Below are 11,751 nucleotides of genomic sequence, written 5' to 3'. Positions count from 1 at the left end.
GTCAATGGCCAGGGTTCCGGGCTTGGCGCGGGCTATGCCCTTTTCAAAGTCGCCCTGGTGACCGAACTTGGAGTAGATGGAAACAACGTCCAGGCCCATTTCCTTTTCAATAACGTGCGCCCAGTGCCACAGCTTGGAACCGCCGGGCCACAGGCAGACCTTGATGCCCTTGAGCCGTTTGGCGTACCAGTCCAGTTCGGGCTTCCAGCGGGCGGTTTCTGCATCAATAATGGCCTGAGCTTCTTTTTCCAGTCCGAAGAAAAGACCGATTTTGAGCAGGGATTCACTGAGCATCTCAAAGCCGAAACCGTCGATGTCCAATCGGGGGATACCGTAGCGGGTCCGCAGTTCGTTGCAGATGTACTCAGCCGAGCGGGCACATTCCAGCACGTTGAGCTGGGCTTTGTGCATGCCGCGCAGGTCGTCGTAACGGCCGTTGCCTGTGAAGACCGAAAGCACCTGTATGCCCATGCGGCGGAAGTAGTCGCACATGACTTCCACATCGCCCTGGATGTTATAGTCGCCCACATAGTTGATAACGTAGCGGCTGGTGATTTCCGGCTCATAGGTGCCGACTTTCTGGTTGATCCAGGCGATGTTGATCTTGTGGTGCCCGCCAGACTGGCTTGGGCCAGCGAAACCGGGCGAGTTGCACACAAAGATGTCTACATCGGGCATTTCTTCCATAATTTCCTGGGCCAGGGCGTTGATATCGTCGCCGATAAGGGCCGAGGCGCAGGTCTGGTAGATGGTCATGCGCTTGATGTGCGGAAATGCCTTGAAGGCTTCAACAATACTGTTGCGCAACTGGTCTTCGGCGCCGAAGACCACGTGTTTTTCCTTCATGTCCGAAGCGAACGTATACTTGAGCTGAAAGTTGCCGTCGTCGCTGATGTACCGTTTGGTCTGCCACGTGTCATAGGTGCATCCCACGGGGCCGTGGCAGAGGTGAATAACGTCCTTCATGGGTGTGCCGATAACGTGCTTGGCTCCGCAAAAGGCGCATCCGCGTTCGGAAATGGTCCCGGGAATGGTGTTCAGATAGCCCAGCGGCAGGCAGGTAGACAGGTCGTCGTTCTCGCCTTTGACCACGGCGTGCATCTTGCGCTCAGGTATGCATTCACTGCATTTGAATAGATGGTATGGCATGGGATGTTCCTTGCTGTGAGCTTTACAGGATGGCGGCTTGTCCCGTTTCGCCTGTGCGAACCCGCAGAGCGTCTTCCACAGGGCAAACGATGACCTTGCCGTCGCCGATGTCCCCAGTCTGGTTTATCTTGATAATGGTGTTTACGACCTTGCTGAGCATTTCTACGGGAACCACAATGGAGAGCAGTCTTTTAGGCACATAGGGCATGCCTTTGAAGCTGCCCAGCCCGCGCACTATGGGGCTGATTTCCACTGCGACCTCGTTGGCGATTCCCTTTTGCTTGCCGCGCCCGAAAACAGCTACGACGCTCATGCTCGGGAAACCCAGGCGGTCTAAAGCCCGCTTTGTGGCAGTGACCTTGTTGGGCCGTATGATGGCGATTATCTCCTTCATGTGGCCTCCTAGACGCCTTCCTGGCCGGTCCGGATGGTGAAGACAGTTTCAACGGGGGAGACAAAAACCTTGCCGTCACCAAAGTTGCCTGTCTTGGCCTGCTTCTGCACCACCTCGAGCACCTGTGGAACATGCTCGTCCTCTACCACAAGCATAAGCAGATTCTTGGGCAGTTCATCGTAGTGCACATTGCCGCTGTCTATGCCTTTCTGCTTGCCGCGGCCGAATGCCTGAATCTTGGTCAGGGCCACAAAGCCTGAAGCGGCAAGGGCATCCACCACAAGTTCCGTGCTCTCTGGTCGTATGACAGCTCGTACCATTTTCATGTGGCGCTCCTTTATAGAATTTTGCGCTTGAGATAGTCGCTTTACGGCGAGCAAAGCCCGTCTGCGCCTATTTCGTGGCGAGGATTTGTACGTCAATCCTCGCAGAACAATTGACTCATTTCATTCGTAAATTGCTCTGGAGCTAGTCGGTGATGCCGTACTTCACGACCATGGCCTCAAGCTGGTCCATAGTCAGGGGCTGCGGGATGACAAAGTTTTTGTTGTTGATGATTTTTTCACCCAGCATGCTGTATTCCTGGGCCTGATTAGCTGCATCGTCGAATTCAGTGACGGTTTTCTTGTTGAATTCCGCCTTTTGCACAATATTGTCGCGGGGGACGAAGTGGATCATCTGCGTGCCGATGGATGCGGTGAATTCTTCAAGAAACTCTTGCTCCTTATCCACGTTTCTGCTGTTGCAGATGATGCCGCCAAGGCGCACGCCGCTCTGCTTGGCATATTTGAGAAGCCCTTTGCAGATGTTGTTGGCGGCGTAGATGGCCATCATTTCGCCTGAAGCCACGATGTAGACTTCTTGGGCCTTACCGTCACGGATGGGCATGGCGAAACCGCCGCACACCACGTCACCCAGAACGTCAAAGAACACGAAGTCCAGGTCGTCAGTGTAGGCCCCCTGATTTTCCATAAGGTCAATAGCCGTGATGACGCCGCGTCCTGCACAGCCAACGCCGGGTTCGGGGCCGCCGGATTCCACGCAGAGGATGTCCTTGAAGCCCTTCTTCACAACCTTGTCCAGGGTAACTTTTTCGGCACCCAGGGCACGCAGGGTGTCCATAAGTGTTTCCTGCGGCTTACCGCCAAGAATGAGGCGGGTGGAGTCTGCCTTGGGGTCGCAGCCGTGGATGAAGATTTTCTTGTCGTGAAAATGGGCCATAGCGGCCGCCGTGTTCTGAGTGGTGGTGGACTTGCCAATGCCGCCCTTGCCGTAAATAGCGATTTTACGAGGCATAAGCGTTCTCCCGCCGGATTCCGGCTGTTTGAGGCAGGGGCCAGGTTTGGCCCTGTCATTGTTTGCAACGGTGATTGCATTGGGTGTGCCAGACGTATTTATTATTAATAACTATCTAAATTTATTATATTTTTTTATAAAATGTCCGTGCCTGTGTGTACTGATGAGTACACATCACTTAAATTCGTACATAGTTGTACATTTTGTATGAAAAGCAATAAATTATAGTAAGTTATGAGATCACTATTTTTTGTGAAAACGCTATTTTATCGTTGAGCTTTTCTTTTAACTAGCTAGAATATAAATATGTTTTTTAGTAGCAGTTTATCGTGATCAAAACGTGGACGTGGCTATTTGTGCACCAAGGTACACATTCTCTGTGTGTGGCGCTGACAGGCAGGGCAGGGGAGGTGAAAAAAGTTATTTTACGGCAGGTGAGTCAGGTAAAAAGCGAGTTTTTCTGAAGTTTGCTTGGTAGCGCACGTTTTTTGCAATTCTGCTTGTCAGGCAATGCAGGATGGCCGGGGTAATATCCGCTATTGGCAGGAAAGGCTCTGGCCTTATGGATCTACAGACAAAAGCAGGAGGCTTTATGACCACGTTGCTCGATGGAGGCAGAATTGCAGTCTTTATGAATGGAACCGGAGAGCTTGCGGCTCCGCCCACTGCCAGTGTTGTGTCTGTGTATGCCAGGAGTGAAGGTGGATGGCAGCCAGAGACCGAAATCGCTTTTGGCCTGTCGGGGCAAGAAAGTATTGGCGGCCTGCGCGAAAAACTGGACGATCTCATCCAGACATTAGGTGCTTGCCGCATACTAGTGGGCACGGACGACAATGGAGCCCTCTATGGCATGCTGGATGCCCTTGGCTTCAATATCTGCATTATGGACCGATTTGACGCACTTGCACTTGAAGCCGTGCGCGGCAGTGTTTTGAATGCCTTGCGCAACCCTGCCGCACCTTCTTCGCGCCCAGCTGCCAGTACGCCGCGCGAAATAGCGCCAGGCCGTTTTTTTCTCGATATGGTTGAGGCCAAAGAGGCTGATCCCCTGTTCACCTCACGGGAAGCTATACTGGTATTCTTTGAAAAAAAGCCATTTATTCAGTTGCAGGTGCGGTGCGATCATCCGCCACGTTGGCTGGACAGCTTTGCGCTGCTGACAGGGCTTGAGACCAGAAAGGAAATTCTGGAGTCTGGCCTCACCCTGCTTACCATAAACCATCCGGAAGGGCGGGATCACGCCACACTCACGGGGCAAAAATGGTTTGACGCGGGGGGCTGTTCTTGTGGATAAGGAGGATGTAAATTACAGCCTGCGAGGGAAATATGAAACACTGCGTCGCCGTGCGGCATGTGGCTTTTGAACATCTGGGCGTTTTTGAGCAACCTCTGAAAGAAGCCGGGTATGACGTAACCTACGTGCAGGCGGGGGTTACGCCTTTGACTGTTGACCTGTGGGATGATGCGGATCTGGCCGTAGTGTTGGGCGGCCCTATAGGCGTGGGCGAAGAAGACATTTACCCATTTTTGCTGGACGAAAGGGCAATGGTGGCGGAGCGGCTGGCCTCTGGCAGGCCCTTGCTGGGTATTTGCCTCGGAGCGCAGCTTATGGCCGCTGCCCTTGGCGCACGCGTGTACGCCGGGCCAAGCAAGGAAATAGGATGGGGACGCGTGGAGGTGAATTCTGCAGGATTGCAAGGTCCCTTGGCAGAACTTGCGGGCGCGCCCGTTCTTCACTGGCACGGGGACACCTTTGATATACCGCCCGGGTGTGAATTGCTGGCATCAACGCTGCTGACGCCACATCAGGCTTTTTCCCGCGGACGCGGGCAGCTTGCCCTGCAGTTTCATGCGGAAATGGACGCCAGTCTTATGGATACATGGCTTATAGGGCATTGTTGCGAATTGGCCGTGACCAAGAATGACCCCCGCGCCATACGTGCGGATGCGGTTCGGCTTGGCGACGCGGCGCGTATGGCAGGGCAGAAATTCATGCGGCGCTGGTTGGCAGAAGAGGTTGCGTGAGGGCACAATCCTCTAAGGTAAAATAGATCAGCCGCGTGCCATGCGTGTATTTACGACTCCGCTTGTCAGCCCGAGCAAAAGGCCGCTCCATTTGTTCCTGCGGTTAAGCGGAGAAGTAAGTACTTTGAAATTGGGGACTGCTCTATTGGGGCAGCGCATTGGCAACACGTAAATTGAGGCATACAAACCGGCAACAAGCCTTGCGTTCTGCATCAAGGCAGGAGACTGCTGACAAGCAATATTCTGTCAGCAATTTAGCGATCCAGTTTGAACACAACGGGAATTTCCACAACACACATGACGGGTTTGCCCCCTGCCTTGCCGGGGGCGAAACGCCAGCGCTTGACAGCGGCCAAGGTTTCTTCTGCAAAAAGATGGCTTTCGCCTTTGGAAAGTACAACAGCGCGCAGTACGCGTCCCGACGGGTCAATAACAGCGCGAACCGTGACTATTGCCTCTATGCGGGCCTGTTTGGCGCTGTCTGGATAGTTGGGTTTCACGCGTTGTATGACAGCCGGGGGCACGTCCCAATCGTTGATGCCATACACCGAGCCCTTTCCTTGGCCCCGGCCCCGCTCCATACCCATCCCGCCGCCGCTGCCGCCGCCCTGACCTCCGTCGTTTCTGCCGCTGCCCTGAGCTTGAGCCGCAGTGCCCGCCGATTCGGCCTCATTGCTTTGCTGCGATTCACTGCCTTGAGATGGCGGTGCAGCCCGTGAGGGCTGATCCTCGGCTGGTTTGTTTTTCTTCTGCCTGTCTTTTGGTGTTTGCTCTTCTTTCTGCTTTTTGGGCTTGTTTTTTTCTTTAAGCACCAGATCAGGCTTTTCGACCTTTTCCTTTATCTGAGTTTCTTCTTTTTCTGGTTTCTTCTGTTCCTGCAGAGGCATTTTGTTTTCTTTGGCCGCAGTGGCGTTGGGGTCAGTGCCGTTGGTGTTGGACATCCTGCATTTACCTGTCGTCGCGGTGCCCATATCCATACCCACCAGCGAAACCTGCATGGATGATTCTCCGCCACCTGATGCCTGCATTGGAATGCCCCAAAGAGCTCCCAGCAGACAGGCGTGCATTCCCACAGAAAACAGCAAGTTTTTTTTATGTGCCTTGGGGCGTTTTGATAAGATATGCCGGGCATGCGCGGTCATTCGCCTGCGCCGTGTGGAGGCCGTGTATTTTCCGGCAGTGGTTTTATCTTGCTCTGCTGGCGCAAGCTGGTGTTCAAACTCCCCCGGCATGGCCGCATCAAGCAGGTCGCGCATCTGCGTGGAGCGAGGCGTGGCAAAGACTTCGCGCACGGGGCCCTGTTCCACGCATTTTCCTTTGTCCAACACAAGTACACGCTGGCAGAACCCTTTTACCAGGGCCAGGTCATGGCTGATGTATATGAAAGCCATGCCGTAGCGGGTCTGAAGGTCTCGCAGCAGTTCAATGATCTGAAATTGCAGCGCCCTGTCCAGCGATGACGTGGGTTCATCAAGCAACAGCACTTCGGGGCGCAGGGCCAGAGCCCGCGCAATGGCGACTCGTTGCCGCTCACCGCCAGAAAGCTCGTGCGGAAAGCGCCCGGCATAGGCTGGTGAAAGGCCCACATCCACCAGAGCCTCGCGCACGCGCCCGTCGCGTTGTTCAGCCGGGATGGCATGCACCCGCAAACCTTCTTCTACAAGATCTCGGACGCACATGCGCGGATTGAGCGAAAGAAAGGGATTTTGCAGCACAATCTGGATGTTGCTGCGCAGGGGTGCCATTTCCGCATGGTTCAGGCTCTGGATGTCGCGGCCCATAAAGTTGATATGGCCACTGCTGGCTATAAGCCGCAACACAGCCAGAGCCAGGGTGGATTTTCCCGATCCGCTTTCACCTACCACCCCCAGACATTCGCCAGGCCACAGGGTGAAGTCTATGCCGTCAAGGGCGGTGAAGGGTTCCGGCGTGCGTTGAAAAAGCCGTGTCTTGGGCCGGGGAAAGCTCACGCGCAAGTCTTTGACCGTCATTACAGGCTCTGCCTGATCAGATAAAACAGGGCGCGCCCAGTCGTCGTTTCCGGCACGAAGGAGCGAGCGTGTGTACTCATGCTGCGGATTGGTGAACAGGGTGGACGAAGATTCAATAATCCTGCCGTGCCGCATAACATGCACAATATCGGCAAAGCGCCGCACCATGCCGAGATCGTGGCTGATAAGCAGCAGGCTCATGCCGAGTTCTTTGCGCAGGTCTTCCAGCAGGCGCAAAATGGCTTGTTGTACCGTGGCGTCCAGCGCCGTTGTCGGTTCGTCGGCAATGAGCAGGTCAGGATCGTTGGCGGCAGCCAGTGCCAGCATTATACGCTGGCGTTGTCCCCCGGACAGTTCGTGGGGGTAAGCTTTGTAACGCTCTTCAGGACGGTCCAGACGCACCAGATCAAACAGGTCCAGCACACGAGATTGCAGTTGCGCCTCCGTCAGACCCTTGTGAACGCGCAGGCATTCGGCAATCTGGTCGCCCACCCGGTGCAGGGGATTCAGGGCGGCCAGCGGATCCTGAAAAACCATGCCTATTTTCTGGCCGCGCAAGGCGACAACGTCTTTTTCCGGCAGGGTGGTAATATCAGTGCCGTTAAAGAGTATCTGGCCGCTCTGTATAAATGCCCCACGCGGCAGCAGGCGCACAATTGAACGCGAAGTAAGCGTTTTGCCCGCGCCGCTTTCTCCCACCAGGGCCACACACTGCCCCTTGTCAACGCTGAAAGAGACATCGCGCACCACGCATTGATTCTCGGGCGCGCCGGATGCCTCAGCACGCTTATCCGCGCAAGCAAAGGCCACATGCAGATTCTGAACATCCAGAAGTTTCATGCCCGTTCCTCCCACTGGCCGCTATTGCTGAGGAAAACCCGCGGGTCAAAGGCGTCACGCAGCCCTTCGCCGATGAAGACCAGGCTGGTCAGCATGCCCGCCAGGGTAAAAAAGGCTGAAAAACCTATCCAGGGCGCGAACAGATTGTTTTTGCCCTGCACAACCAGCTCACCAAGCGAGGGATATTCCGGCGGCAGACCAAACCCCAGAAAATCCAGTGAGGTCAGGGTTACAATGGAAGAGTTTACCAGAAAGGGCAGTATGGAAATGAGCGCAACCACGGCGTTGGGCAGCACATGTCGCAGCATGATGCCCCTGTCGGGCACGCCCAGTGCACGGGCGGCCCGCACGTATTCCATATTGCGGGCCCGCAGGCTTTCCGCGCGCACCACGCCCACAACACGCATCCAGCTGAAAGCCAGCATCAGGGCCAGCAGCGCCCAAAAGCCCATAGTTATGACGCTGGAAATAATGATGATGAGATAGAGCACCGGTATGCCGGACCATATCTCCATAAAGCGCTGAAACAGCAGGTCCGCCAAACCGCCATAGTAACCCTGCACAACCCCGGCGAGCATGCCCACGACACAGCCGAAAAAGGAAAGGCACAGGCCAAACAGCACAGAAAGACGAAATCCATACAAAAGCCGGGCCAGTATGTCGCGCCCCTGATCATCCGTGCCCAGCCAGTTTTCAGCGCTGGGCGGCGCAGGAAAGGTAACGCCTTCGCGCTGTGAAATTGTGCCGAAGGAATAACGGATGGGCGGCCAGACAGCCCAGCCGTGTTTAGCTATGGACGTGGCGATAACGGGGTCGCTGTAGTCAGCAAGGATGGGCAGATCGCCCCCGAGAGTGCGCTCGTCCAGATTCTGAAAAATGGGAAAATACAGCTTGTGCTGGTAACTCACCACCAGCGGTTTGTCGTTAGCCAGAAATTCCGCGCACAAGCTGAGTGAAAAGCACAGACTGAAAAGGCAGAAAAAGCAGAAGGCGCGGCGGTTGCCCTTAAAAGTCTGCCATCGGCGGCGCGTAACGGGATTCATGCCTTGCTCCTTCCGGCAAAGTCGATGCGGGGATCAACTTTTGTCATGGTCAGGTCTCCAATGATGGATGTGACCAGACCAATGAGAGTGAAGATATACAGCGTGGCGAACATGACGGGATAATCCCTCTGCATGGCAGCTTCAAAGCCGAGCAGCCCCAGACCGTTAAGAGAAAATATGGTCTCGATGAGCAGGGACCCGGCAAAAAACATGCGCACAAATGTTCCCGGCAATCCGGCAATGACAATGAGCATGGCATTGCGGAACACATGTCCGTACAGCACGGAGCGCTCACTCAAACCCTTGGAGCGGGCCGTTTCCACATACTGCTTGCTCAGTTCGTCCAGAAAGGAGTTGCGGGTAAGCATGGTCAGCGCGGCAAACCCGCCAATAGTCATAGATATGACGGGCAGAACCATGTGGTGCATGTAATCGAGCGCCTGCTGCCAGAAGGGCATGCTTTCGTACCCCAGCGAGTGCAGCCCCCGCAGAGGGAATATCTGCCAGTATGACCCGCCCGCGAACAGCACGATAAGCAGCACTGCGAAAAGAAACCCCGGAATGGCGCTGGCCGTCACCAGCACAGCCCCGGTGGCAAAGTCAAAGGTGCTGCCCCTGCGCACGGCACGCGCTATGCCCAGAGGAATGGACACCATATAAATCAGCAGGGTGCTCCACACGCCGATGCTGATGGATACGGGCAATGAGTTGACAATCAGGTCAGAAACCCGGTCAGCCTTGAACAGGCTCTTGCCGAAGTCAAAGCAGAGAAAATCGCGCAGCATGTCCACATAGCGGGTAAGAATGGGCTTGTCGAAGCCATAGAGCTTGCTCACAGCCTCAAGGGTTTTGGGATTGAGCCCACGCGCGCCGGAGTACAGCCCCTCTCCCTCGATGGATGCTGTCATATCAGGCCCGGCGCTGCCTACACGCTCCATAAAGGCGCTGCCGCTGCCCTCCAGCGTGGCGATGAACTGCTCCACCGGGCCACCGGGCGCAGTCTGCACCATAAAAAAATTGATGGTCAGAATGCCAAGCAGCGTGGGCAACACAAGCAAAAGACGTCGCAGGGTATAGCGCAGCATCAGCGTTCCTCCCTGGCAGCAGGTGTGGCGTCTGCCCGTGCTGGCACAGCCGGGGGTGTTGTATGCCAGGCCATAATATCAACGCCTGTTGTACCCATGCCGGGAGGCGGAGTGATGCGGTTTTTCCACCACGCTACCCGCATGTCACGGCTGTACCAGGCAGGGATAACGTAACAGCCATGTTGCAGCAGCCTGTCCAGCAAAGCTGCGCGGGCATAGAGATCCTGCTTTGCAGGAGCCGCCACCAGTTCTTCCACCAGTTCGTCGAGCACAGGATCCTGAATACCCGCATAATTGCGTGAACCCCGTGTTTTTGCGGCAGTTGAAGACCAGTAGTTTCGCTGTTCATTGCCGGGGTTGGAGGACTGGCGCACCGTACTGTGGATCAGGTCAAAGTCGAAAGCGCGCATGCGGCTCACATACTGGGTTTGGTCCACAAGGCGCACGTTCAGCGTGATGCCCACTCTTTTCAGGCTGTTGCGAAACGGAATATAAACGCGTTGCAATGAAGGGGAGTTGGTCAGAATGGTCAGAACCATAGGTTGTCCCTGTTCATTGACCATTACCCCGTCCTGTACGCGCCATCCGGCCTGTCCAAAGAGTTCCAAAGCCGCGCGCAGCCTGTCGCGCACGGTAGCCTGCCCACCTGTGGGTTGTTCGGGCAGCGGGCCAAAGACTGCGGGGTCAAGTTTGTCGCGCCAGCGTTCCATAAGTTTCAATTCTTCTGCTGAGGGCAGCGATTCGGCGGCAAAAGGGGAGTTGGTAAAGAAGCTGTTGAAGCGCGTATGGGAATTGTAAAAGAAGGCGCTGTTCATCCAGTCGAAATCAAACAGCAAGGTCAGGGCGCGGCGAACGCGCATGTCGGCCAGAACAGGACGGCGAGTGTTCATGAAAATGCCGCCCATACCCATAGGCCGTATATATTCCTGGGGCAGGCGTGTGATGCGTCCGTCGCGCACTGCGGGCACGTTGTAGGCGTTGGTCCAGTCCTTGATGTTGTTTTCGTTGTAAAAATCTACTTCTCCGGCAAAGAAGGCCTCGCGGGCGATGGCGGCGTCGCGATAATAGTCCACCTGAACGGAGTCAAAATTGTAGCGGCCACGGTTGACGTCCAAGTCTGCTCCCCACCAGTCTTTGCGGCGTTCATAGATGAGGCGCGACCCCATCGTGCTGCTGACAAGGTGATAGGGGCCGCTGCCGGGCATGGCCTCGGTTTGCGGATCGCCCAGATTGCGGCCTTGCCACCAGTGGGAGGGCAGCACGGCCATCTGGCAGACAATAAGTGGCAATTCTCTGCTGGTGCCGGAGGCAAAGCGGAACAGCACCTCGTGCTCGCCAAGTTCTTCAACGCTCTCTACCTGATCATAGTATGCGCGGTATATGGGGGAAGCTTCTTTAATAAGCGCGTTAAAGGTGTAGAGCACATCCTTGGCAGTCACGGGCATGCCGTCGGCAAACCGGGCCTGCGGGCGCAACTTCACTCGCAGGGAAGTGCGGTCGGGCGCAAGGTCAAAGCTTTCTGCCAACAGGCCGCGCATGATGAAATCCTGTGTGCCGCGCTGCTCTGTTCCCAGTGTTTCGTAAGTAATGGCTATCTGGGACGCACTGACCCCGCGCGGGCTGAAAGCGTTAAAGCTGTCAAAGCTGCCGATGGCACTGAGGCGGAGCTTGCCGCCCTTGGGCGCATCTTGATTCACGTGGGCGAAAGGACCGTCTGCTTCAGTTTCTGATGTGTCGTCCCAAAGGCCCAGCACGGCCTTTGGGGCTGCCTGAACGTGTGGGGGAAGAGCGGCAGCAAGCAGGCTCACTAATAGCCAGACGAGCATTGCAGTCAGCCTTATTTCCAGCGGACGGCCCCCAAGAAATGGGCGCGAACCAGAATCGCATGATATTATTTGCCTGCGCATGCCGCTTGTTCCCCCACAAAA

10 protein-coding genes are annotated in these 11,751 nt (G+C 55.6%); 2 read left to right on the top strand and 8 right to left on the bottom strand.

Features of this window, described 5'->3' with window-relative positions:
- From QM579_RS04960 to nifH, 4 genes are all read right to left on the bottom strand, one after another.
- Nucleotides 1-1,149: nitrogenase subunit alpha (locus QM579_RS04960; protein WP_414998074.1), on the bottom strand; the 1,149-nt coding region annotated here is incomplete at its 3' end.
- Between the two features lie 22 nt (nt 1,150-1,171).
- Entirely contained in the window at nt 1,172-1,543 is a 372-nt protein-coding gene (locus tag QM579_RS04955) for a P-II family nitrogen regulator (protein WP_183717090.1), read from the bottom strand.
- 8 nt (nt 1,544-1,551) lie between these two features.
- Nucleotides 1,552-1,869 (bottom strand): P-II family nitrogen regulator, encoded by a 318-nt coding sequence (locus QM579_RS04950; RefSeq protein WP_414998073.1) that lies wholly within the window; start codon nt 1,867-1,869, stop codon nt 1,552-1,554.
- Between the two features lie 142 nt (nt 1,870-2,011).
- The gene (gene nifH, locus QM579_RS04945) at nt 2,012-2,839 is read right to left on the bottom strand and encodes a nitrogenase iron protein (protein WP_414998072.1); all 828 of its coding nucleotides are present in this window, start codon (nt 2,837-2,839) and stop codon (nt 2,012-2,014) included.
- Nucleotides 2,840-3,431: 592 nt separating this feature from the next.
- Between nifH and QM579_RS04940 the strand changes: the two genes are divergently transcribed.
- Nucleotides 3,432-4,133, top strand: a complete 702-nt coding sequence (locus QM579_RS04940) for a Fe-only nitrogenase accessory AnfO family protein (protein ID WP_414998071.1) — start codon at nt 3,432-3,434, stop codon at nt 4,131-4,133.
- Nucleotides 4,134-4,165: 32 nt separating this feature from the next.
- Nucleotides 4,166-4,864, top strand: a complete 699-nt coding sequence (locus tag QM579_RS04935; RefSeq protein WP_414998070.1) for a glutamine amidotransferase — start codon at nt 4,166-4,168, stop codon at nt 4,862-4,864.
- 254 nt (nt 4,865-5,118) lie between these two features.
- Here the strand turns inward: QM579_RS04935 and QM579_RS04930 are convergent, their stop codons facing one another.
- The 4 genes from QM579_RS04930 to QM579_RS04915 are packed head-to-tail and all read right to left on the bottom strand — an operon-like array spanning nt 5,119 to nt 11,631.
- Nucleotides 5,119-7,695, bottom strand: coding sequence for a dipeptide ABC transporter ATP-binding protein (locus tag QM579_RS04930; protein ID WP_414998069.1), 2,577 nt, complete (start codon nt 7,693-7,695; stop codon nt 5,119-5,121).
- Nucleotides 7,692-8,738, bottom strand: a complete 1,047-nt coding sequence (locus QM579_RS04925) for an ABC transporter permease (RefSeq protein WP_414998068.1) — start codon at nt 8,736-8,738, stop codon at nt 7,692-7,694. Before QM579_RS04925 ends, QM579_RS04930 begins: the two co-directional genes overlap by 4 nt.
- Nucleotides 8,735-9,823, bottom strand: a complete 1,089-nt coding sequence (locus tag QM579_RS04920; protein WP_414998067.1) for a microcin C ABC transporter permease YejB — start codon at nt 9,821-9,823, stop codon at nt 8,735-8,737. The genes QM579_RS04925 and QM579_RS04920 overlap by 4 nt, the downstream gene beginning before the upstream one ends.
- Nucleotides 9,823-11,631: an extracellular solute-binding protein gene (locus QM579_RS04915; protein WP_414998066.1), complete on the bottom strand. Its 1,809-nt coding sequence runs from the start codon at nt 11,629-11,631 to the stop codon at nt 9,823-9,825. The genes QM579_RS04920 and QM579_RS04915 overlap by 1 nt, the downstream gene beginning before the upstream one ends.
- Nucleotides 11,632-11,751 lie beyond the last annotated feature (120 nt).

The sequence above is a fragment of the Desulfovibrio sp. genome (assembly GCF_047607245.1).
Classification (GTDB): domain Bacteria; phylum Desulfobacterota; class Desulfovibrionia; order Desulfovibrionales; family Desulfovibrionaceae; genus Desulfovibrio.
This window is presented reverse-complemented; position numbering and strand designations above follow the sequence as displayed.